The sequence below is a fragment of the Bacillus sp. MT(2024) genome (genome assembly GCF_036362845.1).
GTDB classification, from domain to species: domain Bacteria; phylum Bacillota; class Bacilli; order Bacillales; family Bacillaceae; genus Bacillus; species Bacillus velezensis.
Genome location: NZ_CP143632.1, coordinates 119,684 through 145,998 on the forward strand (window position 1 = coordinate 119,684; position 26,315 = coordinate 145,998).

Genomic DNA, 26,315 nt, shown 5'->3' on the forward strand with positions numbered 1-26,315 from the left:
ATGACCATTACAGAAAGAATCTTCGTCGGCTGAGAGAGATTCATGCGTCATGTTTTAGAAGTGCGCCCTTAAGACCTTTGAAGAACATTTCTGCGGAAATCAGTATTTAAAGGCGGCCGCCGCCGTTACCGGCTTTTAAGTTGGGAAAACAGTGACTTGTTTTTCAAACAGAGTGGAACCGCGCGGTAAAAGCGTCTCTGTCATGTTTACATGCAGAGGCGCTTTTTTTTATAGGCGGAAAAACAGACTGGAGCGGGGAGAGAATGGGGGGAAGCATGTGTTTTTTAAAATGCTAAAAGAAGACATAGATACAGTGTTCGATCAAGATCCGGCAGCAAGAAGCTATTTCGAAGTTGTTTTAACTTATTCTGGTTTACATGCTATATGGGCGCATCGGATTGCACATGCTTTATATAAACGGAGATTTTTCTTCCTGGCGCGCCTGATATCACAGATTGCCCGTTTCTTTACCGGAATTGAAATCCATCCCGGCGCGACCATCGGGAGAAGGTTTTTCATTGATCACGGTATGGGGGTCGTCATAGGGGAAACATGTGAAATCGGCAATAACGTGACGGTATTCCAAGGTGTCACTCTTGGTGGGACGGGAAAAGAAAAGGGAAAGCGGCATCCGACCATAAAAGATGATGCTTTAATTGCAACCGGAGCGAAGGTGCTCGGCTCTATTACGGTCGGGCAGGGTTCTAAAGTAGGGGCCGGCTCCGTTGTGCTTCGTGATGTTCCCGACTTTTCGACCGTTGTCGGCATACCGGGGAAAGTCGTCATTCAGAACGGAAGAAAAATCAAACGCGATCTCAATCACCAAGACTTGCCCGATCCGGTTGCTGACCGGTTTAGAGCATTGGAGCAGCAGATTTTTGAACTGCAGGCTGAACTGGAAGATAAAAAAGAAAGGATCAACCAAAAATGACCATTACACTTTATAATACATTGACACGGAAAAAAGAAACATTCGTTCCTCTTGAGGAAGGCAAAGTAAAAATGTACGTGTGCGGACCGACTGTATACAACTATATTCATATCGGAAACGCCCGTCCGGCGATTGTGTATGATACCGTACGCAACTATTTGGAGTATAAAGGATACGATGTTCAATACGTATCGAATTTCACCGATGTTGACGACAAACTGATTAAGGCGGCCAACGAGCTCGGCGAGGACGTCCCGACCGTTTCTGAACGGTTCATTAAAGCGTATTTTGAAGACGTGGGCGCCCTCGGATGCCGGAAAGCGGATCTTCACCCCCGGGTCATGGAAAACATGGACGCCATTATTGAATTTGTCAGCGAGCTGATTAAAAAAGGTTACGCTTATGAATCAGAAGGCGACGTCTATTTCAAAACAAGGGCCTTCGAAGGCTACGGCAAGCTATCTCAGCAATCAATTGATGAACTCAGATCAGGCGCGCGTATCCGTGTCGGCGAGAAGAAAGAGGATGCGCTGGACTTTGCGCTTTGGAAAGCTGCTAAGGACGGAGAAATTTCATGGGATAGCCCTTGGGGAAAAGGCCGCCCGGGCTGGCATATTGAATGCTCCGCAATGGTGAAAAAGTATTTGGGTGACGAAATCGATATTCACGCCGGCGGTCAGGACCTGACATTCCCGCACCATGAAAACGAAATCGCGCAATCTGAAGCATTAACAGGCAAGACATTCGCAAAATACTGGCTTCATAACGGATATATCAATATCGATAATGAGAAAATGTCAAAATCGCTCGGCAACTTTGTTTTGGTGCACGATATCATTAAGCAATATGACCCGCAGCTTTTGAGATTTTTCATGCTGTCCGTTCATTACCGCCACCCGATCAACTATTCGGAAGAGCTGCTTGAGAAAACAAAAAACGCGTTTAACCGCCTGAAGACGGCATACAGTAATTTAAACCATCGTTTGATTAGCAGCACGAATCTGACTGACAATGATGAGGAATGGCTCGCTAAAATCGAAGAGCACCGCACTGCGTTTGAAGAAGCAATGGATGATGATTTTAATACGGCGAATGCGATTTCCGTTTGGTTTGATCTGGCGAAGCTCGCCAATTACTACATGCAGGAAGACAATACGGCGGATCACGTGATTAAAGCCTTTATCAGCATGTTTGACAGAATCGGATCTGTTCTCGGACTTACGCTCGGCGAAGAAGAGCTTGTCGACGAAGAGATTGAAGAGTTGATTGAGAAGAGAAATGAAGCCCGCCGCAATCGCGATTTTGCTTTGTCAGACCAGATTCGCGATCAGCTGAAAAGCATGAATATCATTCTTGAAGATACGGCCCAGGGAACTCGCTGGAAGCGGGGAGAATAAGCGGATGCTTCAATTTGAACAAATCAAAGATTCAAAGCAGTTAAACGGTCTTGCGCTCGCTTATATGGGTGATGCCATTTTTGAAATATACGTCCGGCATCACCTGCTTAAGCAGGGCTTTACGAAACCGAATGACCTTCATAAGAAGGCGAGCCGGATTGTATCGGCAAAATCACAGGCAGACATATTGTTCCGCCTTCAGGACGAATCCTTTTTCACGGAGGAAGAGGAAGCCGTGCTGAGAAGAGGCAGAAACGCGAAATCAGGGACGACGCCTAAAAACACAGATGTACAGACGTACCGCCATAGTACAGCTTTTGAGGCTTTACTCGGATACCTTTTTCTTGAGAAAAGAGAAGAAAGACTGAATCAGCTGATTGCTGAGGCTATACAAGTCGGGACGTCAGGGAGGAAAACAAATGAGTCAGCAACATGATTACGTCATAGGAAAAAACGCTGTGATTGAGACGTTAAAGTCAGATCGCAAGCTGTATAAGTTATGGATGGCGGAAAACACAGTAAAAGGACAGGCGCAGCAAGTTATGGAGCTTGCTAAAAAGCGCGGCGTCACCATTCAATTTGTACCGAGGAAAAAACTTGATCAGATGGTGGAGGGGCAGCATCAGGGTGTTGTCGCCCAGGTGGCGGCATATGAATATGCACAATTAGACGAATTATATAAAAGAGCGGAAGAGAGAAACGAACAGCCTTTCTTTCTCATATTGGACGAGCTGGAAGACCCTCATAATCTCGGTTCCATCATGAGAACGGCTGACGCTGTCGGTGCACACGGCATTGTGATTCCGAAACGCAGAGCGGTCGGACTGACGTCGACGGTCGCAAAAGCTTCGACCGGTGCGATTGAACACATTCCCGTCGTGAAGGTGACCAACCTTGCCCGGACACTTGATGAAATGAAGGAGCGGGGGATTTGGGTCGTCGGAACGGATGCATCCGCCCGGGAAGACTACCGCTCTATGGACGGCAAGATGCCTTTGGCGCTCGTTATCGGAAGCGAAGGCAGAGGAATGGGCCGGCTTGTGAAAGAGAAATGTGATTTTCTCATTAAACTTCCGATGGCCGGAAAAGTCACGTCTCTGAATGCGTCGGTAGCGGCCGGCCTTCTCATGTATGAAGTCTACCGGAAGCGCAATCCTTTAGGGGAATGAAGACAGATGGACATCCTGTTAGTAGACGGATACAACATGATTGGAGCTTGGCCGCAGCTAAAGGATTTAAAAGCGAACAGTTTTGAAGAAGCGAGAGATGTACTGATCCAGAAGATGGCGGAATATCAGTCCTACACGGGAATCAGAGTCATTGTGGTGTTTGACGCACATCTGGTAAAAGGCATAGAGAAAAAACAAACGAATCACAGAGTCGAAGTGATTTTTACACGGGAGAATGAGACGGCGGATGAGCGGATCGAGAAGCTTGCCCAGGCGCTGAATAATATTGCGACACAGATTCATGTCGCAACCTCCGATTATACGGAGCAGTGGGCGATTTTCGGACAAGGGGCTCTCCGCAAATCCGCCCGGGAGCTTCTGAGGGAAGTGGATACGATAGAACGGCGGATTCAAAGGCGGGTTTCAAAGATCACTTCTGAAAAACCGCCGGGTAAAATCGAGCTGTCCGAAGAGGTTTTGAAAACGTTTGAAAAGTGGCGCCGAGGCGGTCTGGATTAGGTTGACGCTTTTTCGCCCATTAATGTATAATATTTCTATCTACGTGCGCCGGGGGGATCGCAGTGAATCTACAGAACAGCAAGGGAAAGTTCAACAAAGTGCAATTTTGCCAGTTGGAGGACGAGCAGGTCATTGAAAAGGTTCATGTTGGGGACAGTGATGCGTTAGATTACTTGATTACGAAGTACCGTAATTTTGTACGGGCGAAAGCAAGGTCTTATTTTTTAATAGGGGCCGACAGAGAAGATATTGTACAGGAAGGGATGATAGGCTTATATAAGTCTATCCGAGACTTTAGAGAGGACAAGCTTACTTCATTTAAAGCTTTTGCAGAATTATGCATTACCCGCCAGATTATTACCGCAATAAAGACAGCTACCCGTCAGAAACACATTCCTTTAAATTCCTATGTTTCTTTAGACAAACCTATTTTTGATGAAGAATCCGACAGAACACTGCTTGATGTCATTTCAGGCGCTAAAACGTTAAATCCTGAAGAGATGATTATTAATCAGGAAGAATTTGATGATATCGAAATGAAAATGGGAGAACTGCTGAGCGATCTGGAGAGAAAGGTGCTTGTTCTGTACTTGGACGGAAGAAGTTACCAGGAAATTTCAGATGACTTAAACCGACACGTAAAATCAATCGATAATGCCCTGCAGCGCGTAAAGCGCAAGCTTGAAAAGTATTTGGAAATAAGAGAAATCAGTCTGTAGCAGGTTTCTGTGTCATATTGACAGAATTTTTCTGACTGTGCTATTTTATTAAGATAAATGATTGTTTAGGAAAAGGTGTAACGACATGAGAAAAAAGATTACGCTGGCATGCAAAACATGCGGAAATCGTAATTATACGACAATGAAAAGCTCTGCATCAGCGGCTGAGCGGTTAGAAGTTAAGAAGTACTGCAGCACTTGCAATTCACATACAGCTCATTTAGAAACAAAATAGTGTTCGCTTTTTAAATTGTGGAGGTCTTTTACATGCGCATGATGAGTTTCTTTAAAGATGTTGGGAAAGAAATGAAAAAGGTTAGCTGGCCTAAAGGCAAAGAGTTAACGCGCTATACGATCACGGTGATTTCAACGGTTATCTTTTTTGTTATCTTTTTTGCCCTCCTTGATACAGGAATTTCTCAATTAATTCGTTTAATAGTTGAATAATGATCAGCAATACGTGCTATAATAGATCATAATATCGTTTGCCAAAACCCGTTCAGCGGGTTTTTTATTGTGTTGAAAAAAGGATTCATAGGCTCTGAGCCTATTTTTTGTTTTACACTTCATTTTTAAATGCGGGGAGGGAAGGACTGCAGAGTCCTGATAGAATGGAAAAGAATTGGTATGTTGTTCATACGTATTCCGGTTATGAAAACAAAGTAAAAGCGAACCTTGAAAAACGTGTGGAATCAATGGGAATGCAGGATAAAATTTTCCGCGTTGTCGTCCCTGAAGAGGAAGAGACTGATATTAAGAACGGCAAGAAAAAAGTAGTCAAAAAGAAAGTGTTCCCGGGTTATGTGCTTGTTGAAATCGTCATGACTGATGATTCCTGGTATGTGGTCCGCAACACGCCGGGCGTTACCGGATTCGTCGGATCAGCCGGTTCAGGCTCAAAGCCGACTCCGCTTCTTCCTGGCGAAGCGGAAACCATCTTAAAACGCATGGGCATGGATGAGCGGAAAACCGACATTGATTTTGAATTGAATGAGACAGTCAAAGTCATAGACGGACCTTTCGCCAACTTTACAGGATCAATTGAAGAGATTGATTATGATAAGAGCAAAGTGAAAGTATTCGTTAACATGTTCGGCCGTGAAACGCCGGTTGAGCTGGAATTTACCCAGATCGACAAATTGTAATGTGAAAAAACTTGAAATTGCTATATATTAATGATAATATAGCAAAGGTACGTCTTGGACTAATCCAAGGCAGCTAGCTTGATATTTCGTCATTCATATAAAGAATGAAACCTTGAGTGGGAGGGTTTACCCTATTACCACATCACGGACTTAAGGAGGTGTGTCTCGTGGCTAAAAAAGTAGTAAAAGTTGTAAAATTGCAAATTCCTGCTGGAAAAGCTAACCCAGCGCCGCCAGTTGGACCTGCACTAGGTCAAGCCGGTGTAAATATCATGGGATTCTGTAAGGAGTTTAACGCTCGTACAGCTGACCAAGCTGGTTTAATCATTCCTGTTGAAATTTCGGTTTACGAAGACCGTTCATTTACATTTATTACAAAAACTCCGCCTGCTGCAGTATTACTTAAAAAAGCAGCTGGAATTGAGTCTGGTTCTGGTGAACCAAACCGTAATAAAGTGGCAACCGTTAAGCGCGATAAGGTTCGCGAAATCGCTGAAACGAAAATGCCTGACTTAAACGCAGCAGACGTTGAAGCGGCAATGCGCATGGTTGAAGGTACTGCCCGCAGTATGGGTATCGTTATCGAGGATTAATTTGTTTCTTGTCGGGTTGCGAGTTTTCACAAGTTCGCAACCCTTATTCGTGGGAGGTTATTCCGCTATAACCACATAAGGAGGAAATTTTAAAATGGCTAAAAAAGGTAAAAAGTACGTTGAAGCTGCGAAGCTTGTAGACCGTGCGAAAGCTTACGACGTCGCTGAAGCAGTGGCGCTTACTAAAAAAACAAACACAGCTAAATTCGACGCTACAGTTGAAGTTGCTTTTCGTTTAGGGGTTGACCCTCGTAAAAACGATCAGCAAATCCGCGGTGCAGTTGTACTTCCTAACGGAACTGGTAAAACTCAGCGCGTGCTTGTATTCGCTAAAGGCGAAAAAGCAAAAGAAGCTGAAGCTGCCGGTGCAGACTACGTCGGCGATTCTGATTACATCGCGAAAATCCAGCAAGGCTGGTTCGAATTCGATGTAATCGTTGCGACTCCTGACATGATGGGTGAAGTCGGTAAAATCGGTCGTGTGCTTGGACCAAAAGGTCTTATGCCAAACCCTAAAACAGGAACTGTTACATTCGAAGTAGAAAAAGCAATCGGCGAAATCAAAGCTGGTAAAGTAGAATACCGCGTTGACAAAGCTGGTAACATCCATGTTCCGATCGGAAAAGTTTCTTTCGAGGATGAAAAACTTGTTGAGAACTTCACAACAATGTATGATACAATCCTGAAAGCAAAACCGGCTGCGGCTAAAGGTGTTTACGTGAAAAACGTTGCCGTTACTTCTACTATGGGCCCTGGTGTCAAAGTAGACGCTTCTACTTTCAACGTAAAATAATATTTGACTTTAGATCAGCATTCTGATATGATTCAAAATGTTGTAAAATATAATATGTCATTTATACCGTAGACAGCAGGGGCCGTTGAGGCTTAATATCCTGCCGAGGTGTATATATATCACAGCTATTACGTTACGTATGCTTGTATATACAGCCTCCATGTCCACATGGAGGCTTTTTATATGAAATCGTCGTCACAGTCGTGATCACCTAGCGGTATAAGTGTTACACAAAATCTACAGGAGGTGTAACCATGAGCAGCGCAATTGATACAAAAAAAGTTGTTGTTGAAGAGATTGCTTCTAAACTGAAAGAAAGCAAATCAACGATCATCGTTGACTACCGCGGACTTAACGTTTCTGAAGTAACTGAACTCCGTAAACAGCTTCGCGAAGCTAACGTAGAGTTCAAAGTGTACAAAAACACAATGACTCGCCGTGCGGTTGAACAAGCTGAACTTGATGGTTTGAATGATGTCTTAACTGGACCGAATGCGATCGCATTCAGTACTGAAGATGTTGTCGCTCCGGCAAAAGTTCTTAACGAGTTCGCGAAAAATCACGAAGCTCTGGAAATCAAAGCGGGCGTTATCGAAGGAAAAGTATCTTCTGTTGAAGAAGTGAAAGCTCTTGCTGAACTTCCTTCACGCGATGGCTTACTTTCTATGTTGCTTAGCGTACTTCAAGCTCCAGTTCGCAACCTTGCACTAGCAGCTAAAGCAGTTGCAGACCAAAAGGAAGAACAAGGCGCTTAATCTGATTTTACCCTAAAATAAAACAAATGGAGGAATTTCAAATGGCTTTAAATATCGAAGAAATCATTGCTTCCGTTAAAGAAGCAACTGTACTTGAATTGAACGACCTAGTAAAAGCAATCGAAGAAGAATTTGGCGTAACTGCTGCTGCTCCTGTAGCTGTAGCTGGCGGAGCTGCTGCTGGCGGCGCTGCTGAAGAGCAAAGCGAATTCGACCTTATCCTTGCTGGTGCAGGTTCTCAGAAAATCAAAGTTATCAAAGTTGTTCGTGAAATCACTGGTCTTGGCTTGAAAGAAGCTAAAGAACTTGTTGACAACACTCCAAAACCACTTAAAGAAGGTATTGCGAAAGAAGAAGCTGAAGAGCTTAAAGCTAAACTTGAAGAAGTTGGCGCTTCTGTAGAAGTTAAGTAATCTTCACTTGCCTGTAGGGGAAGCTCGCTTTTATGAGGCGGGCTTTTTCTTTGCTTTTCTTTAAGTGCAATTAAAAAAGGAGGTTCTAATAATGAGTGAACACTATTATTCAGAAAAACCTTCAGTTAAAAGCGATAAACAGACATGGTCATTTACACTGCGGAACAGATCTTATACATTCACAAGTGACAGCGGCGTTTTCTCGAAAAAGGAAGTTGATTTCGGTTCGCGTGTCTTAATTGAAGCGTTTGAAGAGCCGGAGATCGATGGTGACTTCCTGGATGCAGGCTGCGGTTACGGCCCGATCGGTCTGTCGCTCGCCGGTGCATTTACAGACCGGACCGTGCACATGATTGACGTGAATGAAAGAGCCGTAGAGCTGTCAAATGAAAATGCAGAAAAAAACGGAATAAAAAACGTTCGGATTTATCAGAGTGATTTATTTTCAAATATAGATTCTGCTCAAACATTTGCTTCTATTATTACAAACCCCCCAATCCGCGCCGGAAAAAAAGTTGTCCATGCCATTTTTGAAAAAAGCGCTGAGCATTTAAGGGCTTCAGGTGAATTGTGGATCGTTATACAGAAAAAACAGGGCGGGCCTTCTGCCATTGAAAAACTGAAGGAGCTTTTTGACGAAGTTTCTGTAGTTCAAAAAAAGAAAGGCTATTATATCATAAAAGCAAAAAAAGTTTGACTTGAATTTTCAGCTATGTTAATATTGTAAAATGCCAATGTATATATTTTGCATGATATGCTCAAATAATCATAGTGCATGTATAAATTATACAAACATGGAAATGCTAATAAAATCGGTATTTGTTTTTGGATGTGGTTTTCTTAATTAGAAACCCTTTTTTCTTTTGTCTTGTAAAAGTATTTCTTTATCGTAAGAGATGCTTATTACACATATAATACGCATGATTTGAGGGGTGAATCAGTTGACAGGTCAACTAGTTCAGTATGGACGACACCGCCAGCGCAGAAGCTATGCTCGCATTAGCGAAGTGTTAGAATTACCAAATCTCATTGAAATTCAAACCTCTTCTTATCAGTGGTTTCTTGATGAGGGTCTTAGAGAGATGTTTCAAGACATATCACCAATTGAGGATTTCACTGGTAACCTCTCTCTAGAGTTCATTGACTACAGTTTAGGAGATCCTAAGTATCCCGTTGAAGAGTCAAAAGAACGTGATGTGACTTACTCAGCTCCGCTAAGAGTGAAGGTTCGTTTAATTAACAAAGAAACTGGAGAGGTAAAAGACCAGGATGTCTTCATGGGTGATTTCCCTATTATGACAGATACCGGCACTTTTATCATCAACGGTGCAGAACGTGTTATCGTATCTCAGCTTGTTCGGTCTCCAAGTGTATATTTCAGTGGTAAAGTAGACAAAAACGGTAAAAAAGGTTTTACCGCGACTGTCATTCCAAACCGTGGCGCATGGTTAGAATACGAAACTGATGCGAAAGATGTTGTGTATGTCCGCATTGATCGCACACGTAAGTTGCCGGTTACGGTTCTTTTGCGTGCTCTCGGCTTCGGTTCCGACCAAGAGATTCTCGATCTCATTGGTGAGAACGAATATCTCCGCAATACACTGGATAAGGACAACACCGAAAACAGTGACAAAGCGCTTCTTGAAATCTATGAGCGCCTTCGTCCCGGAGAGCCGCCTACAGTAGAAAACGCAAAAAGCTTGCTGGATTCCCGTTTCTTCGATCCGAAGCGATACGACCTTGCGAATGTAGGACGCTATAAAATTAATAAAAAGCTTCATATCAAGAACCGCCTGTTTAACCAGCGCCTTGCAGAAACACTGGTGGATCCGGAAACCGGTGAAATTCTCGCTGAAAAAGGGCAGATTCTTGACAGAAGAACACTTGATAAAGTACTGCCATACTTAGAAAATGGAATCGGCTTCAGAAAGCTTTATCCTAACGGCGGCGTTGTCGAGGATGAAGTGATGCTTCAATCCATTAAAATCTATGCTCCTACTGATGCAGAAGGAGAGCAGACGATCAATGTGATCGGCAATGCTTACATCGAAGAGGCGATTAAAAACATTACGCCTGCTGATATTATTTCTTCTATCAGCTACTTCTTCAACCTCCTGCACGGAGTGGGCGACACTGATGATATCGACCATCTCGGAAACCGCCGTCTGCGTTCTGTAGGTGAGCTCCTGCAAAACCAATTCCGTATCGGTTTAAGCCGGATGGAACGTGTCGTACGTGAAAGAATGTCTATTCAAGACACGAATACAATTACGCCGCAGCAGCTGATTAACATCAGACCTGTTATTGCGTCTATTAAAGAGTTCTTCGGAAGCTCACAGCTTTCTCAATTCATGGATCAGACGAACCCGCTTGCTGAATTGACGCACAAACGCCGTCTGTCAGCTCTCGGACCGGGCGGTTTGACACGTGAGCGCGCAGGTATGGAAGTACGTGACGTTCACTACTCTCACTACGGCCGTATGTGTCCGATTGAAACGCCTGAGGGCCCTAACATCGGTTTGATCAACTCATTGTCATCATTTGCGAAAGTAAACCGCTTTGGTTTCATTGAGACGCCATACCGCCGCGTTGATCCTGAAACAGGAAAAGTAACGCCTAGAATCGACTACCTGACTGCTGATGAAGAGGATAACTATGTCGTAGCCCAAGCGAATGCTAAGCTGAGCGATGACGGTTCTTTCTTGGATGACAGCATCGTAGCGCGTTTCAGAGGGGAAAACACCGTTGTAGCCCGCAACCGCGTGGATTACATGGACGTATCTCCTAAACAGGTTGTATCTGCTGCGACAGCATGTATTCCGTTCTTGGAAAACGATGACTCGAACCGCGCCCTCATGGGAGCGAACATGCAGCGTCAGGCTGTGCCTTTGATGCAGCCGGAAGCTCCGATCGTCGGAACGGGTATGGAATACGTATCCGGTAAAGACTCCGGTGCAGCCGTTATTTGTAAACACCCTGGTATCGTAGAACGGGTGGAAGCGAAAAACGTATGGGTGCGCCGCTATGAAGAAATTGACGGCCAAAAAGTAAAAGGCAACCTGGATAAGTACAGCTTGCTGAAATTTGTCCGCTCCAACCAAGGTACGTGCTACAACCAGCGTCCGATCGTCAGTGTCGGCGATGAAGTAGTCAAAGGAGAAATCCTTGCTGACGGACCTTCAATGGAGCTTGGTGAACTTGCTCTCGGCCGCAACGTAATGGTCGGCTTCATGACATGGGACGGTTACAACTATGAGGATGCCATCATCATGAGTGAACGCCTTGTGAAAGATGATGTATACACATCTATTCACATTGAAGAATATGAATCAGAAGCACGTGATACAAAGCTTGGACCGGAAGAGATCACCCGCGATATTCCAAACGTAGGGGAAGACGCGCTTCGCAACCTTGATGACCGCGGAATTATCCGTATCGGTGCGGAAGTCAACGACGGAGACCTTCTCGTAGGTAAAGTAACGCCTAAAGGTGTAACTGAGCTTACGGCTGAAGAACGCCTTCTTCATGCGATCTTTGGAGAAAAAGCGCGTGAGGTCCGTGATACTTCTCTCCGTGTGCCTCACGGCGGCGGCGGAATTATCCACGACGTAAAAGTCTTCAACCGTGAAGACGGCGACGAACTTCCTCCGGGAGTGAACCAGCTTGTACGCGTATATATCGTTCAGAAACGTAAGATTTCTGAAGGTGATAAAATGGCCGGACGTCACGGAAACAAAGGGGTTATCTCGAAGATTCTTCCTGAAGAAGATATGCCTTACCTTCCTGACGGCACGCCGATCGATATCATGCTTAACCCGCTGGGTGTACCATCACGTATGAATATCGGTCAGGTATTAGAACTTCACATGGGTATGGCTGCCCGCTACCTCGGCATTCACATCGCGTCACCTGTATTTGACGGCGCGCGTGAAGAAGATGTGTGGGAAACACTTGAAGAAGCAGGCATGTCAAGAGACGCTAAAACAGTTCTTTATGACGGCCGTACGGGAGAACCGTTCGACAACCGTGTATCTGTCGGAATCATGTACATGATCAAACTGGCACACATGGTTGATGATAAACTTCATGCCCGTTCTACAGGTCCTTACTCACTTGTTACGCAGCAGCCTCTCGGCGGTAAAGCCCAATTCGGCGGACAGCGTTTCGGTGAGATGGAGGTTTGGGCGCTTGAAGCTTACGGCGCAGCTTACACGCTTCAAGAAATCCTGACTGTGAAGTCCGATGACGTGGTCGGACGTGTGAAAACATATGAAGCCATCGTCAAAGGCGACAATGTTCCAGAGCCTGGTGTTCCGGAATCATTCAAAGTATTGATCAAAGAGCTTCAAAGCTTAGGTATGGACGTAAAAATCCTCTCAGGCGATGAAGAAGAAATAGAAATGAGAGATCTAGAAGACGAGGAAGATGCGAAACAGGCTGACGGCCTTGCATTATCAGGTGATGAAGCGCCGGAAGAAACAGCATCTCCAGACGTTGAACGTGACGCAGTAACGAAAGAATAGTCTCTGATTGATAAAGGCAAGTGACATCGGTTAATCCGAAGATAAAAAGGGAGGTAGGCCCCTTGCTAGATGTGAACAATTTTGAGTATATGAACATCGGTCTTGCTTCACCGGATAAAATCCGTTCATGGTCTTTTGGTGAAGTGAAAAAGCCTGAAACGATAAACTATCGTACGTTGAAACCTGAAAAGGACGGCCTGTTCTGCGAACGCATTTTCGGACCGACTAAGGACTGGGAATGTCATTGCGGCAAGTACAAGCGGGTTCGTTATAAAGGCGTAGTTTGTGACCGTTGCGGAGTTGAAGTAACGCGGGCTAAAGTCCGTCGTGAGAGAATGGGGCATATTGAACTGGCTGCCCCGGTTTCTCACATTTGGTATTTCAAAGGTATTCCGAGCCGTATGGGTCTTGTATTGGATATGTCACCGCGTGCGCTGGAAGAAGTTATTTACTTTGCTTCTTACGTCGTAACTGACCCGGCCAATACACCGCTCGAAAAGAAACAGCTTTTATCTGAAAAGGAATACCGTGCGTATCTGGATAAGTACGGAAACAAATTCCAAGCCTCTATGGGTGCGGAAGCCATTAATAAACTTCTGCAGGACATCGACCTTGTCAAAGAAGTTGATATGTTAAAAGAAGAGCTGAAGACTTCTCAAGGACAGCGCCGTACACGTGCGATCAAACGCCTTGAAGTGCTTGAAGCCTTCCGTAATTCAGGAAACAAGCCGTCTTGGATGATCCTTGACGTGCTTCCGGTTATTCCGCCTGAATTAAGACCGATGGTTCAGCTTGACGGCGGACGTTTCGCAACGTCTGACCTGAACGACCTTTACCGTCGTGTCATCAACCGTAATAACCGTTTAAAACGTCTGTTAGACCTCGGCGCGCCAAGCATCATCGTTCAGAACGAAAAACGTATGCTTCAGGAAGCAGTCGACGCTCTGATTGACAACGGACGCCGCGGCCGTCCGGTTACCGGACCGGGTAACCGTCCGCTTAAATCTCTTTCTCACATGCTGAAAGGGAAACAAGGGCGTTTCCGTCAGAACCTTCTCGGTAAACGTGTAGACTACTCAGGCCGTTCCGTTATCGTCGTAGGCCCGCATCTGAAAATGTATCAGTGCGGTTTGCCGAAGGAAATGGCGCTTGAGCTCTTCAAGCCTTTCGTCATGAAAGAGCTTGTTGAAAAAGGCCTTGCTCACAACATCAAGAGCGCAAAACGCAAAATCGAACGTGTGCAGCCAGAAGTATGGGATGTACTTGAATCTGTCATTAAGGAGCATCCGGTCTTACTGAACCGTGCCCCTACGCTTCACAGATTAGGTATCCAGGCTTTTGAACCTACGCTCGTTGAAGGACGCGCCATCCGTCTTCACCCGTTAGTATGTACGGCTTATAACGCTGACTTTGACGGTGACCAAATGGCGGTTCACGTACCTTTATCAGCTGAGGCTCAAGCTGAGGCCCGCATTCTGATGCTTGCGGCCCAAAACATCTTGAACCCTAAAGATGGTAAACCGGTTGTTACGCCGTCTCAGGATATGGTATTAGGAAACTACTACCTGACACTTGAGCGTGCCGGAGCAGTCGGCGAGGGTATGGTCTTCAAAAATACGGACGAAGCGCTTCTTGCTTATCAAAACGGTTATGTTCACCTTCATACGAGAGTAGCTGTTGCAGCGAACTCCCTGAAGAATGTGACATTTACGGATGAGCAGCGTTCAAAACTGTTAATTACTACAGTCGGTAAGTTGGTCTTCAATGAAATTCTTCCTGAGTCATTCCCTTACATGAATGAACCTACGAAGAGCAACATTGAAGAGAAGACACCTGACCGTTTCTTCTTAGATAAAGGTGCTGACGTAAAAGCTGTGATTGCAGAGCAGCCGATCAACGCACCGTTTAAAAAAGGTATTTTGGGTAAAATCATCGCGGAAATCTTTAAACGATTCCATATCACGGAAACGTCTAAGATGCTTGACCGCATGAAAAACCTCGGTTTCAGATATTCAACGAAAGCCGGTATCACGGTAGGGGTTTCTGATATCGTCGTTCTCGATGATAAGCAGGAAATCCTCGAAGAGGCACAAAGCAAAGTTGATAATGTCTTGAAACAGTTCAGACGCGGTTTAATCACCGAAGAAGAACGATATGAAAGAGTCATTTCAATTTGGAGTTCAGCGAAAGATGTTATCCAAGGCAAACTGATGAAATCATTAGACGAAGTCAACCCGATCTACATGATGAGTGATTCAGGAGCCCGTGGTAACGCATCTAACTTTACGCAGCTTGCGGGTATGCGCGGTCTGATGGCCAACCCGGCTGGACGAATCATTGAATTGCCGATTAAATCAAGTTTCCGTGAAGGTCTGACGGTATTGGAGTACTTTATCTCCACTCACGGTGCGCGTAAAGGTCTTGCCGATACCGCCCTGAAAACTGCTGACTCAGGTTACCTTACACGCCGTCTTGTTGATGTTGCGCAGGATGTTATCATTCGTGAAACAGATTGCGGAACAGACCGCGGTATTCTTGCAAAACCGCTCAAAGAAGGCACGGAAATCATCGAGCGTCTGGAAGAGCGTCTGATCGGACGTTTCGCCAGAAAACAGATCAAACATCCTGAAACGGGTGCTGTGCTCATTAACGAAAATGAATTGATCGATGAAGATAAAGCGCTGGAAATCGTTGAAGCCGGAATCGAAGAAGTGTGGATCCGTTCCGCGTTCACATGTAACACTCCTCATGGTGTATGTAAAAGATGCTACGGACGTAACCTTGCAACCGGAACTGATGTTGAAGTCGGCGAAGCAGTAGGTATTATCGCCGCTCAATCTATCGGTGAGCCTGGAACACAGTTAACGATGCGTACGTTCCACACAGGCGGGGTTGCCGGAGACGATATTACACAAGGTCTTCCGCGTATCCAAGAGCTTTTCGAAGCGCGTAATCCTAAAGGTCAAGCGACGATTTCTGAGATTGACGGTACAATTGCCGAAATCAATGAAGTCCGCGACAAACAGCAGGAGATTGTTGTTCAGGGCGCTGTTGAGACCCGTTCATACACGGCACCTTACAACTCACGCCTGAAAGTGGCTGAGGGTGATCAGATTACCCGCGGTCAAGTGCTGACAGAAGGTTCAATCGATCCGAAAGAACTTCTTAAAGTCACTGACCTGACAACGGTTCAGGAATATCTTCTGCATGAGGTTCAGAAGGTTTACCGTATGCAGGGGGTTGAAATCGGCGATAAACACGTAGAAGTAATGGTTCGCCAAATGCTTCGCAAAGTCCGTGTAATCGATGCCGGAGATACTGATGTTCTCCCTGGCACATTGCTTGATATTCACCAATTTACAGAAGCGAACAAAAAAGTGCTGCTTGAAGGCAATCGACCTGCTACAGGCCGTCCTGTCCTTCTCGGTATCACGAAAGCTTCACTCGAGACGGATTCATTCTTGTCTGCCGCATCATTCCAGGAAACAACACGCGTTCTTACAGATGCTGCGATTAAAGGCAAGCGCGATGAACTTCTCGGCCTGAAAGAGAATGTTATCATCGGTAAACTGGTTCCGGCCGGTACCGGTATGATGAATTACAGAAAAGTAAAACCTGTTTCAAACGTTCAGCCTTCAGAAGATATGGTTCCGGCTGAATAACAGAAACTGCTGCAGGAAAGGCTGTTTCGACAGCTTTTCCTCAGTATTACAATTATTCTGGCGGGGGACTGCACTAAAAAATGTCATACGTTGTTGACATCCGTCCCGCAGAGTGATAATATAACCAAGGTGCTCGAAATAAAACCTGTTACTTTGGAGGATATGTTTATGTCTTATGATAAAGTATCACAGGCCAAATCAATTATTATTGGTACGAAGCAAACAGTGAAAGCTCTAAAACGAGGTTCAGTGAAGGAAGTCGTCGTGGCAAAAGATGCGGATTCAGTTCTTACGGCTGGCGTTATCCAGCTTGCAAAGAACCAAAATACCGCTGTCTGTATGGTGGATTCCATGAAAAAGCTCGGCAAAGCCTGCGGAATTGAAGTGGGAGCAGCAGCTGTTGCCATTATGTTATAGCGTACTTTTTGTTTTTATATAAGATATCAATCTTGTGTAAAGACATTGTTTTTTGCCTAATGATGAACCACCTGGGTATGTGGGTTATAAAACGTAATGAAGGGAGGAACACAACATGCCTACAATTAATCAGCTAATTCGCAAGGGACGCGTGAGCAAAGTTGAAAACTCTAAGTCACCTGCACTAAACAAAGGATACAACAGCTTTAAAAAAGAGCACACTAACGTATCTTCTCCACAAAAACGCGGGGTATGTACTCGTGTGGGTACAATGACACCGAAAAAACCGAACTCAGCACTTCGTAAATATGCTCGTGTTCGTTTGACTAACGGAATCGAGGTTACTGCCTACATTCCTGGTATCGGTCACAACCTGCAAGAGCACAGCGTTGTACTGATCCGCGGCGGACGTGTAAAAGACTTACCGGGGGTACGCTACCACATCGTTCGTGGCGCGCTTGATACTGCCGGAGTTGAAAACCGTGCGCAAGGCCGTTCTAAATACGGTACAAAACGTCCTAAAGCAAAGTAATAATAATAAATCATTAAAACTATGAAGGGAGGATATTCAGATGCCACGTAAAGGTCCTGTAGCAAAAAGAGATGTTTTACCTGATCCGCTTTACAACTCTAAGCTGGTATCCCGCCTGATCAACAAAATGATGATCGACGGTAAAAAAGGTAAATCTCAAACAATCCTATACAAGTCATTCGATATCATTAAAGAACGCACTGGCAATGATGCAATGGAGGTTTTCGAACAAGCATTGAAAAACATCATGCCTGTACTTGAAGTAAAAGCACGCCGTGTAGGTGGAGCTAACTACCAAGTGCCTGTAGAAGTTCGTCCTGAACGCCGTACAACTCTTGGTCTTCGCTGGTTGGTTAACTATGCGCGTCTTCGCGGAGAAAAAACAATGGAAGAGCGCCTGGCTAACGAAATTCTTGATGCAGCTAACAACACTGGTGCTGCCGTTAAGAAACGTGAAGACACTCACAAGATGGCAGAAGCGAACAAAGCATTTGCTCACTACCGCTGGTAGGATTCATATAATCAAAATAATAATTCCCTAATAAGGAAGGAGAAATTACCCAATGGCAAGAGAGTTCTCCTTAGAAAAAACTCGTAATATCGGGATCATGGCTCACATCGATGCCGGTAAAACGACTACTACAGAACGGATCTTGTTCTACACAGGCCGTATCCACAAAATTGGCGAAACTCACGAAGGTGCTTCGCAAATGGACTGGATGGAGCAGGAACAAGAACGCGGTATCACAATCACTTCTGCAGCAACGACTGCACAGTGGAAAGGTTACCGTGTAAACATCATCGATACACCGGGACACGTAGACTTCACAGTTGAAGTTGAACGTTCACTCCGTGTACTTGATGGTGCGGTTGCCGTACTTGATGCTCAATCAGGTGTTGAGCCTCAGACAGAAACAGTATGGCGCCAAGCAACAACTTACGGAGTACCGCGTGTTGTATTTGTCAACAAAATGGACAAAATCGGCGCAGACTTCCTTTACTCTGTAGGCACTTTAAGAGACCGTCTTCAAGCTAACGCTCACGCAATTCAATTGCCGATCGGCGCTGAAGACAACTTCGAAGGTATCATCGACTTAGTAGAAAACGTTGCGTATTTCTACGAAGATGACCTTGGAACTCGTTCAGATGCGAAAGAAATCCCTGAAGAGTACAAAGAGCAAGCTGAAGAGCTTCGCAGCAGCCTGATTGAAGCTGTAGCTGAGCTTGATGAAGAGCTTATGGAAAAGTACCTTGAAGGTGAAGAAATCACTATCCCTGAACTGAAAGCTGCTATCCGTAAAGGTACACTGAATGTTGAATTCTACCCTGTACTTGTTGGTTCTGCTTTCAAAAACAAAGGTGTTCAGCTTGTACTTGATGCTGTTCTTGACTACCTTCCTGCGCCAACTGATGTTGCTGCAATCAAAGGTGTACGTCCTGACACAGATGAAGAGATCGTTCGTCATTCTTCTGATGAAGAGCCGTTCTCTGCACTTGCATTTAAAGTTATGACTGACCCTTATGTCGGTAAGCTGACATTCTTCCGCGTATATTCCGGTACACTTGATTCCGGTTCATATGTAAAGAACTCTACAAAAGGCAAGCGTGAGCGCGTAGGACGTATCCTTCAAATGCACGCTAACAGCCGTGAAGAGATCTCTACTGTTTACGCTGGAGACATCGCAGCTGCTGTAGGTCTAAAAGATACTTCTACTGGAGATACTCTATGTGATGAAAAGGATCTTGTAATCCTTGAATCAATGGAATTCCCAGAGCCTGTTATCGACGTAGCGATTGAGCCTAAATCAAAAGCTGACCAAGATAAAATGGGTATCGCTTTAGCGAAACTTGCTGAAGAAGATCCTACATTCCGTACACAAACAAACCCTGAAACGGGTCAAACAATCATCTCTGGTATGGGTGAGCTTCACCTTGATATCATTGTTGATCGTATGAAGCGTGAGTTCAAAGTTGAAGCTAACGTTGGTGCTCCTCAAGTTGCGTACCGTGAGACATTCCGTACCGGTGCAAAAGTTGAAGGTAAATTCGTACGTCAATCAGGCGGACGCGGTCAGTTCGGTCACGTTTGGATCGAATTTGAACCGAACGAAGAAGGCGCTGGCTTTGAATTCGAAAACGCAATCGTCGGTGGTGTTGTTCCTCGTGAATACATCCCAGCCGTACAAGCAGGTCTTGAAGACTCTCTTGAAAATGGTGTCCTAGCCGGATTCCCGCTAATCGACATCAAGGCGAAACTTTTTGATGGATCTTACCATGATGTTGACTCAAACGAAATGGCGTTTAAAGTCGCTGCTTCTATGGCATTGAAAAATGCAGTCAGCAAATGTAACCCAGTTCTTCTTGAACCAATCATGAAAGTTGAAGTTGTTATTCCTGAAGAATACATGGGAGACATCATGGGTGATGTTACTTCTCGTCGCGGACGCGTAGAAGGTATGGAAGCTCGCGGTAACGCTCAAGTTGTGCGTGCGATGGTACCTCTTGCTGAAATGTTCGGTTACGCTACTGCCCTTCGTTCTAACACGCAAGGACGCGGTACGTTCACAATGTTCATGGATCACTACGAAGAAGTGCCGAAGAGCATCGCTGAAGAAATTATCAAAAAAAATAAAGGCGAATAATTGATTTTGCCACTTAACTCAAGTATAACTACTATTGTAAGATGAGGAAGTGAGAGCTTGCTTTCACTTTCTATCACTCTATACATTACTAATTAAAAGCTCTTAAGGAGGATTTTAGAATGGCTAAAGAAAAATTCGACCGTTCCAAATCACATGCCAATATCGGTACAATTGGACACGTTGACCATGGTAAAACAACATTAACTGCTGCTATCTCAACAGTACTTCATAAGAAATCTGGTAAAGGTACAGCTATGGCGTACGATCAAATTGATGGTGCTCCAGAAGAACGTGAGCGCGGTATCACAATCTCTACTGCACACGTTGAGTACGAAACTGACACTCGTCACTATGCACACGTTGACTGCCCAGGACACGCTGACTATGTTAAAAACATGATCACTGGTGCTGCGCAAATGGACGGAGCTATCCTTGTAGTATCTGCTGCTGATGGTCCAATGCCGCAAACTCGTGAGCACATCCTTCTTTCTAAAAACGTTGGTGTACCATACATCGTAGTATTCCTTAACAAATGCGACATGGTAGACGACGAAGAGCTTCTTGAGCTTGTTGAAATGGAAGTTCGCGATCTTCTTAGCGAATACGACTTCCCTGGTGATGATGTACCAGTTGTTAAAGGTTCTGCTCTTAAAGCTCTTGAAGGCGATGCTGAGTACGAAGAAAAAATTCTTGAACTTATGGCTGCAGTTGATGAGTACATCCCAACTCCAGAACGCGACACTGAAAAACCATTCATGATGCCAGTTGAGGACGTATTCTCAATCACTGGTCGTGGTACAGTTGCTACTGGCCGTGTAGAACGCGGACAAGTTAAAGTCGGTGACGAAGTTGAAATCATCGGTCTTCAAGAAGAAAACAGCAAAACAACTGTTACAGGTGTTGAAATGTTCCGTAAGCTTCTTGACTACGCTGAAGCTGGAGACAACATCGGTGCACTTCTTCGCGGTGTAGCTCGTGAAGACATCCAACGTGGACAAGTACTTGCTAAACCAGGTACAATCACTCCACACAGCAAATTCAAAGCTGAAGTTTACGTTCTTTCTAAAGAAGAGGGTGGACGTCATACTCCATTCTTCTCTAACTACCGTCCTCAGTTCTACTTCCGTACAACTGACGTAACTGGTATCATCAATCTTCCAGAAGGCGTAGAAATGGTTATGCCTGGAGATAACACTGAAATGATCGTTGAACTTATCTCTACAATCGCTATCGAAGAAGGAACTCGTTTCTCTATTCGTGAAGGCGGACGTACAGTTGGTTCAGGCGTTGTTTCTACAATCACTGAGTAATCGACTCGTTCATTAATGCGGGGTCCCTTATGGGGCCTCGTTTTTTTGTTTCCCCGCTGATTCCATGTATAATAGAACGTATACAAATTTTAGGAGAAGACCGATGGACGATAACTTCAAGAAAACCAATCGTATTTCAATGCTTCAGCAATTGCTGATTAATGGCAGTGAACAAACCATTATGATTAATGGTGATGACAGGAGTAATCCGCTGCTTTTGTTTTTGCACGGCGGTCCCGGCACGCCTCAAATCGGCTATGCGAGAAAATACCAAAATAAGCTGGAAAAGCATTTCACCGTTGTGAACTGGGATCAGAGAGGGGCGGGTCTCTCTTATTCAAAGGAAATTCCGGGTTCATCTATGACTTTGGATCAGCTGACAGCTGACACCATTCAGCTGACCGAACGCTTATGCAAGCAATTCAGCAGGCAAAAAATATATATCGCCGGCTATTCGTGGGGCTCAGTTCTGGCGCTTCATGTTCTTCAAGAAAAACCTGATTTGTATTATGCGTATATCGGTATCAGTCAGGTGGTTAATATTCAAAAGGAAGAAACGGAAGCCTACCGGCTGATGATGGAATGGAGCAGGCAACACAAACATATCCTGCTGGAAAAGACGCTGAGCTTTATCGGAGCACCTCCATGGGAGAAACAGCTGCAGCGAACGTTGTTTCTGCTTTGTATCGAGATGAGGGGAGGGGGCTTTACCCATCATCCGATCGGCGCTCTTAAAGCAGGGGGGCGAATGCTGTTTGGTGAACCGTACGGTGTGAGGGGGAGCTTCTTAGCCGCGCGGGGACAAATGTTCAGCCTGAAACACCTGTGGGAGGATCTCATTTCCTTTGATGCAGGGGAATCAGTTTCTTCTATTGTAATACCGTGCTGTTTTATGTCAGGGAGATACGATTTGACGGTTCCGGGGACGACGTCTTATGAATATTATCAGAAGGTTGATGCGCCGTATAAAGAATGGCATTGGTTTGAGAACTCAGCCCATTCGCCTCACTTGGAGGAACCGGATCGTTTTGCCGAAGTTGTCAGCCGGTTCGCATCGTTCCATCTCTGAAAGAAAACAGTCATATCCTTGATTAATCATGGTATCACCTGTATAATAATCAAAGTGTGAAAACCACAAGGTTCTTTAAATAAACCTTGCAACATGCGTCTATTTTCTGTATAATAGTGTATGTTGGTCTTTGACTGCGATGAAGTGAGAGGTTGCTGACACACCCGGCCGCTTTGCCATGGCAAGGTGATCAGGTTTTTCTCACGGAGAACTGTCTAACGTGATGTAGGCGAAAAGGAGGGAAAATAATGGCAAAACAAAAAATTCGTATTCGTTTAAAAGCATATGATCATAGAATCCTTGATCAATCTGCAGAGAAGATTGTTGAAACGGCAAAACGTTCTGGTGCCAGCGTATCTGGTCCGATTCCGTTGCCAACTGAAAAATCAGTTTACACAATCCTTCGTGCGGTGCACAAATACAAAGATTCTCGTGAGCAATTTGAAATGCGTACACATAAACGTTTAATCGACATTGTGAACCCAACACCACAAACTGTTGATGCTCTCATGCGATTAGACTTACCATCTGGTGTCGATATCGAAATCAAACTTTAATTCTAAAATATAGAATGATCTTAATAGGAGGTGTGACGAATGACCAAAGGAATCTTAGGAAGAAAAATTGGTATGACGCAAGTATTCGCAGAGAACGGTGATCTTATCCCGGTAACTGTTATTGAAGCAGCTCCAAACGTTGTTCTTCAAAAGAAAACAGCTGAAAATGATGGCTATGAAGCGATCCAGCTTGGTTTTGACGATAAGCGCGAAAAGCTTTCAAACAAACCGGAAAAAGGACACGTTGCAAAAGCGGAAACTGCTCCTAAGCGCTTCGTTAAAGAATTACGCGGCGTGGATATGGATGCGTATGAAATTGGTCAGGAAGTCAAGGTTGAAATTTTCTCTGCAGGAGAAATCGTAGATGTAACAGGAGTATCTAAAGGTAAAGGTTTCCAAGGTGCAATCAAGCGCCACGGACAATCTCGCGGACCTATGTCTCACGGTTCACGCTACCACCGTCGTCCTGGTTCAATGGGACCTGTAGATCCTAACCGTGTATTCAAAGGTAAACTATTACCTGGACGCATGGGCGGAGATCAAATCACTGTCCAAAACCTTGAAGTCGTAAAAGTAGATGCTGAGCGCAATCTTCTTTTGATTAAAGGTAACGTACCTGGTGCGAGAAAAGCTTTAATCACTGTTAAAAGTGCTGTTAAATCTAAATAAGTCTCTTAGGAAAGGAGGAAATTGATCATGCCAAAAGTAGCATTATACAACCAAAACGGTTCTACTGCTGGTGATATCGAATTAAACGCTTCTGTATTTGGAATTGAGCCAAATGAGAGCGTAGTATTCGACGCTATTCTTATGCAAAGAGCTTCCTTACGTCAAGGATCTCACAAAGTAAAAAATCGTTCTGAAGTACGCGGCGGAGGTCGCAAACCATGGCGTCAAAAAGGTACAGGTCGTGCCCGTCAAGGTTCAATCCGTTCACCGCAATGGCGCGGAGGTGGTGTCGTATTCGGCCCAACACCACGCAGCTATTCTTACAAATTACCTAAAAAAGTTCGCCGCTTGGCAATCAAATCAGTATTGTCTTCTAAAGTGAACGACAACAACATTATTGTTCTTGAAGATCTTACTCTTGATACGGTTAAAACAAAAGAAATGGCAGCTGTCCTTAAAGGATTATCTGTTGAGAAAAAAGCTTTAATCGTAACTGCGGATGCAAACGAAGCAGTATCTCTTTCTGCACGCAACATCCCTGGAGTTTCAGTTGTTCAAGCTAACGGAATCAACGTGTTAGACGTTGTCAACCACGAGAAGCTTCTGATTACAAAAGCTGCGGTTGAAAAAGTAGAGGAGGTGCTTGCATAATGAAAGATCCTCGTGATGTTCTTAAGCGCCCCGTCATTACTGAACGTTCTGCTGATTTAATGACTGAAAAAAAATATACTTTTGAAGTTGATGTAAGAGCTAATAAAACAGAAGTGAAAGATGCAGTTGAAAGTATCTTTGGAGTGAAAGTTGACAAAGTCAACATCATGAACTACAAAGGGAAATCAAAACGTGTCGGCCGCTATACTGGTATGACTAGCCGTCGCAGAAAAGCGATCGTAAAACTTACTGCAGACAGCAAAGAAATCGAAATTTTTGAAGCTTAATTATCTGTAAAAAGAAGGAGGGAAATTCAAAATGGCGATTAAAAAGTATAAACCGACCTCTAACGGACGTCGTGGCATGACAACTTCAGATTTTGCTGAAATCACGACTGACCAGCCGGAAAAATCCTTGCTTGCGCCCCTTCACAAAAAAGGCGGACGTAACAACCAAGGTAAATTGACTGTACGTCACCAAGGTGGCGGACACAAACGCCAATACCGTGTTATCGACTTCAAACGCGATAAAGATGGTATACCTGGACGCGTTGCTACAGTTGAGTACGATCCAAACCGTTCAGCTAACATTGCACTAATCAACTATGTAGACGGAGAAAAACGTTACATTCTTGCTCCAAAAGGAATTCAAGTAGGTACTGAAATCATGTCCGGCCCTGAAGCTGACATCAAAGTAGGTAACGCACTTCCCCTTATCAACATCCCTGTTGGTACAGTTGTGCATAACATTGAATTAAAACCTGGTAAAGGCGGACAGCTTGTACGTTCAGCTGGTACATCTGCTCAGGTTCTTGGTAAAGAAGGCAAATACGTTCTTGTACGTCTTAACTCTGGTGAAGTTCGCATGATCCTTTCTGCTTGCCGCGCTTCTATCGGTCAAGTAGGTAACGAGCAGCACGAACTTATCAACGTTGGTAAAGCAGGACGCTCTCGCTGGAAAGGCATCCGCCCTACAGTCCGCGGTTCTGTAATGAACCCTAACGATCACCCGCACGGTGGTGGTGAAGGTCGCGCGCCAATCGGACGTAAATCACCAATGTCTCCTTGGGGCAAACCGACTCTTGGATTCAAGACACGTAAGAAAAAGAACAAATCTGATAAATTTATCGTACGTCGTCGTAAAAATAAATAACGGGGTTGTCTACGGTTCATTTCGGACCGTAGTGCAATCACGAAGGGAGGTTCCAAAATGGCTCGCAGCTTGAAAAAAGGACCATTTGTCGATGGACACTTGATGACAAAAATCGAGAAATTAAATGAAACGGACAAGAAACAAGTTGTAAAAACTTGGTCTCGCCGTTCAACTATTTTCCCACAATTTATCGGTCACACTATCGCAGTATATGACGGACGTAAACACGTGCCTGTATTCATTTCTGAAGACATGGTAGGCCACAAGTTGGGCGAATTCGCACCGACTCGTACTTACAAAGGCCACGCCAGTGACGATAAAAAAACAAGACGCTAAGAGAGGAGGCTTTTAAATGCAAGCTAAAGCTGTTGCAAGAACAGTCCGTATTGCTCCTCGTAAAGCACGTCTAGTAATGGACCTGATTCGAGGTAAGCAAGTAGGCGAAGCAGTATCTATCTTGAACCTAACTCCGAGAGCTGCTTCTCCGATCATCGAAAAAGTTTTAAAATCTGCTATCGCAAATGCTGAGCACAACTACGAGATGGACGCTAACAATCTGGTTATTTCTCAGGCATTTGTTGACGAAGGCCCAACGTTAAAAAGATTCCGCCCGCGTGCTATGGGACGTGCGAGCCAAATCAACAAACGTACGAGCCACATTACAATCGTTGTATCAGAAAAGAAGGAGGGATAAGTA

The 26,315-nt window shown here is 44.7% G+C and carries 29 protein-coding genes and 2 other annotated features (1 of these 31 cut by a window edge); all 29 genes read left to right on the forward strand.

Annotated features, from left to right (window positions below; genetic code table 11):
* Window positions 1-202: a binding site (T-box leader), on the forward strand; it begins 32 nt to the left of the window's first position.
* Between the two features lie 75 nt (window positions 203-277).
* The 29 genes from cysE to rplV all read left to right on the forward strand — a co-directional run bounded on the left by cysE (window position 278) and on the right by rplV (window position 26,312).
* The gene (cysE, locus tag VP472_RS00635) at window positions 278-931 is read left to right on the forward strand and encodes a serine O-acetyltransferase (protein ID WP_003156410.1); all 654 of its coding nucleotides are present in this window, start codon (window positions 278-280) and stop codon (window positions 929-931) included.
* Window positions 928-2,328 carry a cysteine--tRNA ligase gene (gene cysS / locus VP472_RS00640; protein ID WP_003156411.1) on the forward strand — a complete coding sequence of 467 codons (1,401 nt, stop codon included), beginning with the start codon at window positions 928-930 and terminating at the stop codon, window positions 2,326-2,328. Before cysE ends, cysS begins: the two co-directional genes overlap by 4 nt.
* A gap of 4 nt (window positions 2,329-2,332) precedes the next feature.
* Complete coding sequence (locus tag VP472_RS00645) at window positions 2,333-2,764, forward strand: Mini-ribonuclease 3 (protein WP_003156412.1); 432 nt, start codon at window positions 2,333-2,335, stop codon at window positions 2,762-2,764.
* A complete protein-coding gene (rlmB, locus tag VP472_RS00650; protein ID WP_003156413.1) occupies window positions 2,748-3,497 on the forward strand; it encodes a 23S rRNA (guanosine(2251)-2'-O)-methyltransferase RlmB in 750 nt (249 codons plus the stop codon). Before VP472_RS00645 ends, rlmB begins: the two co-directional genes overlap by 17 nt.
* Before the next feature lie 6 nt (window positions 3,498-3,503).
* Window positions 3,504-4,016: a ribosome-dependent mRNA decay endonuclease Rae1/YacP gene (gene rae1, locus VP472_RS00655; RefSeq protein WP_003156414.1), complete on the forward strand. Its 513-nt coding sequence runs from the start codon at window positions 3,504-3,506 to the stop codon at window positions 4,014-4,016.
* Window positions 4,017-4,078: 62 nt separating this feature from the next.
* Window positions 4,079-4,735 carry an RNA polymerase sporulation sigma factor SigH gene (gene sigH, locus VP472_RS00660; RefSeq protein ID WP_003156415.1) on the forward strand — a complete coding sequence of 219 codons (657 nt, stop codon included), beginning with the start codon at window positions 4,079-4,081 and terminating at the stop codon, window positions 4,733-4,735.
* An 85-nt stretch (window positions 4,736-4,820) separates the two neighbouring features.
* Window positions 4,821-4,970 (forward strand): 50S ribosomal protein L33, encoded by a 150-nt coding sequence (rpmG, locus tag VP472_RS00665; protein ID WP_003156421.1) that lies wholly within the window; start codon window positions 4,821-4,823, stop codon window positions 4,968-4,970.
* Window positions 4,971-5,002: 32 nt separating this feature from the next.
* Window positions 5,003-5,182, forward strand: a complete 180-nt coding sequence (gene secE / locus VP472_RS00670; protein ID WP_003156422.1) for a preprotein translocase subunit SecE — start codon at window positions 5,003-5,005, stop codon at window positions 5,180-5,182.
* A 164-nt stretch (window positions 5,183-5,346) separates the two neighbouring features.
* Window positions 5,347-5,880, forward strand: a complete 534-nt coding sequence (gene nusG, locus VP472_RS00675) for a transcription termination/antitermination protein NusG (protein ID WP_003156423.1) — start codon at window positions 5,347-5,349, stop codon at window positions 5,878-5,880.
* A gap of 167 nt (window positions 5,881-6,047) precedes the next feature.
* Window positions 6,048-6,473 carry a 50S ribosomal protein L11 gene (rplK, locus tag VP472_RS00680; protein ID WP_003156430.1) on the forward strand — a complete coding sequence of 142 codons (426 nt, stop codon included), beginning with the start codon at window positions 6,048-6,050 and terminating at the stop codon, window positions 6,471-6,473.
* 94 nt (window positions 6,474-6,567) lie between these two features.
* Window positions 6,568-7,266, forward strand: coding sequence for a 50S ribosomal protein L1 (rplA, locus tag VP472_RS00685; protein WP_003156431.1), 699 nt, complete (start codon window positions 6,568-6,570; stop codon window positions 7,264-7,266).
* A gap of 48 nt (window positions 7,267-7,314) precedes the next feature.
* Window positions 7,315-7,457, forward strand: a sequence feature (ribosomal protein L10 leader region).
* Between the two features lie 63 nt (window positions 7,458-7,520).
* Window positions 7,521-8,021, forward strand: coding sequence for a 50S ribosomal protein L10 (gene rplJ, locus VP472_RS00690; protein WP_003156433.1), 501 nt, complete (start codon window positions 7,521-7,523; stop codon window positions 8,019-8,021).
* Between the two features lie 41 nt (window positions 8,022-8,062).
* On the forward strand, window positions 8,063-8,434 hold the full coding sequence (gene rplL / locus VP472_RS00695) for a 50S ribosomal protein L7/L12 (RefSeq protein ID WP_003156436.1): 372 nt from the start codon (window positions 8,063-8,065) through the stop codon (window positions 8,432-8,434).
* 91 nt (window positions 8,435-8,525) lie between these two features.
* A complete protein-coding gene (locus VP472_RS00700) occupies window positions 8,526-9,131 on the forward strand; it encodes a class I SAM-dependent methyltransferase (RefSeq protein ID WP_015388780.1) in 606 nt (201 codons plus the stop codon).
* 244 nt (window positions 9,132-9,375) lie between these two features.
* A complete protein-coding gene (gene rpoB, locus VP472_RS00705) occupies window positions 9,376-12,957 on the forward strand; it encodes a DNA-directed RNA polymerase subunit beta (protein ID WP_003156440.1) in 3,582 nt (1,193 codons plus the stop codon).
* Between the two features lie 62 nt (window positions 12,958-13,019).
* Window positions 13,020-16,619, forward strand: a complete 3,600-nt coding sequence (rpoC, locus tag VP472_RS00710) for a DNA-directed RNA polymerase subunit beta' (RefSeq protein WP_016935905.1) — start codon at window positions 13,020-13,022, stop codon at window positions 16,617-16,619.
* A 168-nt stretch (window positions 16,620-16,787) separates the two neighbouring features.
* The gene (locus VP472_RS00715; protein WP_003156443.1) at window positions 16,788-17,036 is read left to right on the forward strand and encodes a 50S ribosomal protein L7ae-like protein; all 249 of its coding nucleotides are present in this window, start codon (window positions 16,788-16,790) and stop codon (window positions 17,034-17,036) included.
* Between the two features lie 115 nt (window positions 17,037-17,151).
* Window positions 17,152-17,568, forward strand: a complete 417-nt coding sequence (rpsL, locus tag VP472_RS00720) for a 30S ribosomal protein S12 (protein WP_003156445.1) — start codon at window positions 17,152-17,154, stop codon at window positions 17,566-17,568.
* A 40-nt stretch (window positions 17,569-17,608) separates the two neighbouring features.
* Complete coding sequence (gene rpsG / locus VP472_RS00725) at window positions 17,609-18,079, forward strand: 30S ribosomal protein S7 (protein WP_003156447.1); 471 nt, start codon at window positions 17,609-17,611, stop codon at window positions 18,077-18,079.
* Between the two features lie 52 nt (window positions 18,080-18,131).
* Window positions 18,132-20,210, forward strand: coding sequence for an elongation factor G (fusA, locus tag VP472_RS00730; protein ID WP_007410399.1), 2,079 nt, complete (start codon window positions 18,132-18,134; stop codon window positions 20,208-20,210).
* A gap of 119 nt (window positions 20,211-20,329) precedes the next feature.
* Window positions 20,330-21,520, forward strand: coding sequence for an elongation factor Tu (gene tuf / locus VP472_RS00735; RefSeq protein ID WP_003156451.1), 1,191 nt, complete (start codon window positions 20,330-20,332; stop codon window positions 21,518-21,520).
* Between the two features lie 103 nt (window positions 21,521-21,623).
* On the forward strand, window positions 21,624-22,589 hold the full coding sequence (locus VP472_RS00740) for an alpha/beta fold hydrolase (RefSeq protein WP_146276001.1): 966 nt from the start codon (window positions 21,624-21,626) through the stop codon (window positions 22,587-22,589).
* 248 nt (window positions 22,590-22,837) lie between these two features.
* Window positions 22,838-23,146 (forward strand): 30S ribosomal protein S10, encoded by a 309-nt coding sequence (gene rpsJ / locus VP472_RS00745; protein ID WP_003156464.1) that lies wholly within the window; start codon window positions 22,838-22,840, stop codon window positions 23,144-23,146.
* A 39-nt stretch (window positions 23,147-23,185) separates the two neighbouring features.
* A complete protein-coding gene (rplC, locus tag VP472_RS00750; protein WP_003156465.1) occupies window positions 23,186-23,815 on the forward strand; it encodes a 50S ribosomal protein L3 in 630 nt (209 codons plus the stop codon).
* Between the two features lie 27 nt (window positions 23,816-23,842).
* The gene (gene rplD / locus VP472_RS00755) at window positions 23,843-24,466 is read left to right on the forward strand and encodes a 50S ribosomal protein L4 (RefSeq protein ID WP_146276003.1); all 624 of its coding nucleotides are present in this window, start codon (window positions 23,843-23,845) and stop codon (window positions 24,464-24,466) included.
* A complete protein-coding gene (rplW, locus tag VP472_RS00760) occupies window positions 24,466-24,753 on the forward strand; it encodes a 50S ribosomal protein L23 (protein WP_003156467.1) in 288 nt (95 codons plus the stop codon). The genes rplD and rplW overlap by 1 nt, the downstream gene beginning before the upstream one ends.
* 31 nt (window positions 24,754-24,784) lie before the next feature.
* Window positions 24,785-25,618 (forward strand): 50S ribosomal protein L2, encoded by an 834-nt coding sequence (rplB, locus tag VP472_RS00765; protein ID WP_003156470.1) that lies wholly within the window; start codon window positions 24,785-24,787, stop codon window positions 25,616-25,618.
* A gap of 57 nt (window positions 25,619-25,675) precedes the next feature.
* Window positions 25,676-25,954: a 30S ribosomal protein S19 gene (gene rpsS / locus VP472_RS00770; RefSeq protein WP_003156472.1), complete on the forward strand. Its 279-nt coding sequence runs from the start codon at window positions 25,676-25,678 to the stop codon at window positions 25,952-25,954.
* Between the two features lie 16 nt (window positions 25,955-25,970).
* Window positions 25,971-26,312 (forward strand): 50S ribosomal protein L22, encoded by a 342-nt coding sequence (gene rplV / locus VP472_RS00775; RefSeq protein ID WP_003156475.1) that lies wholly within the window; start codon window positions 25,971-25,973, stop codon window positions 26,310-26,312.
* Window positions 26,313-26,315 lie beyond the last annotated feature (3 nt).

Bases quoted from the DNA above. Each gene is read 5' to 3' on its own strand.
- cysS (WP_003156411.1), top strand. From the start codon at position 928: ATGACCATTACACTTTATAATACATTGACACGGAAAAAAGAAACATTC.
- rlmB (WP_003156413.1), top strand. From the start codon at position 2,748: ATGAGTCAGCAACATGATTACGTCATAGGAAAAAACGCTGTGATTGAG.
- VP472_RS00645 (WP_003156412.1), top strand. From the start codon at position 2,333: ATGCTTCAATTTGAACAAATCAAAGATTCAAAGCAGTTAAACGGTCTT.
- rplL (WP_003156436.1), top strand. From the start codon at position 8,063: ATGGCTTTAAATATCGAAGAAATCATTGCTTCCGTTAAAGAAGCAACT.
- rpmG (WP_003156421.1), top strand. From the start codon at position 4,821: ATGAGAAAAAAGATTACGCTGGCATGCAAAACATGCGGAAATCGTAAT.
- rplB (WP_003156470.1), top strand. From the start codon at position 24,785: ATGGCGATTAAAAAGTATAAACCGACCTCTAACGGACGTCGTGGCATG.
- rpsJ (WP_003156464.1), top strand. From the start codon at position 22,838: ATGGCAAAACAAAAAATTCGTATTCGTTTAAAAGCATATGATCATAGA.
- tuf (WP_003156451.1), top strand. From the start codon at position 20,330: ATGGCTAAAGAAAAATTCGACCGTTCCAAATCACATGCCAATATCGGT.
- rpsG (WP_003156447.1), top strand. From the start codon at position 17,609: ATGCCACGTAAAGGTCCTGTAGCAAAAAGAGATGTTTTACCTGATCCG.
- rplW (WP_003156467.1), top strand. From the start codon at position 24,466: ATGAAAGATCCTCGTGATGTTCTTAAGCGCCCCGTCATTACTGAACGT.
- fusA (WP_007410399.1), top strand. From the start codon at position 18,132: ATGGCAAGAGAGTTCTCCTTAGAAAAAACTCGTAATATCGGGATCATG.
- rplD (WP_146276003.1), top strand. From the start codon at position 23,843: ATGCCAAAAGTAGCATTATACAACCAAAACGGTTCTACTGCTGGTGAT.
- VP472_RS00715 (WP_003156443.1), top strand. From the start codon at position 16,788: ATGTCTTATGATAAAGTATCACAGGCCAAATCAATTATTATTGGTACG.
- rae1 (WP_003156414.1), top strand. From the start codon at position 3,504: ATGGACATCCTGTTAGTAGACGGATACAACATGATTGGAGCTTGGCCG.
- rplV (WP_003156475.1), top strand. From the start codon at position 25,971: ATGCAAGCTAAAGCTGTTGCAAGAACAGTCCGTATTGCTCCTCGTAAA.
- rplC (WP_003156465.1), top strand. From the start codon at position 23,186: ATGACCAAAGGAATCTTAGGAAGAAAAATTGGTATGACGCAAGTATTC.
- nusG (WP_003156423.1), top strand. From the start codon at position 5,347: ATGGAAAAGAATTGGTATGTTGTTCATACGTATTCCGGTTATGAAAAC.
- rpsL (WP_003156445.1), top strand. From the start codon at position 17,152: ATGCCTACAATTAATCAGCTAATTCGCAAGGGACGCGTGAGCAAAGTT.
- VP472_RS00700 (WP_015388780.1), top strand. From the start codon at position 8,526: ATGAGTGAACACTATTATTCAGAAAAACCTTCAGTTAAAAGCGATAAA.
- rplA (WP_003156431.1), top strand. From the start codon at position 6,568: ATGGCTAAAAAAGGTAAAAAGTACGTTGAAGCTGCGAAGCTTGTAGAC.
- secE (WP_003156422.1), top strand. From the start codon at position 5,003: ATGCGCATGATGAGTTTCTTTAAAGATGTTGGGAAAGAAATGAAAAAG.
- rpsS (WP_003156472.1), top strand. From the start codon at position 25,676: ATGGCTCGCAGCTTGAAAAAAGGACCATTTGTCGATGGACACTTGATG.
- rplJ (WP_003156433.1), top strand. From the start codon at position 7,521: ATGAGCAGCGCAATTGATACAAAAAAAGTTGTTGTTGAAGAGATTGCT.
- VP472_RS00740 (WP_146276001.1), top strand. From the start codon at position 21,624: ATGGACGATAACTTCAAGAAAACCAATCGTATTTCAATGCTTCAGCAA.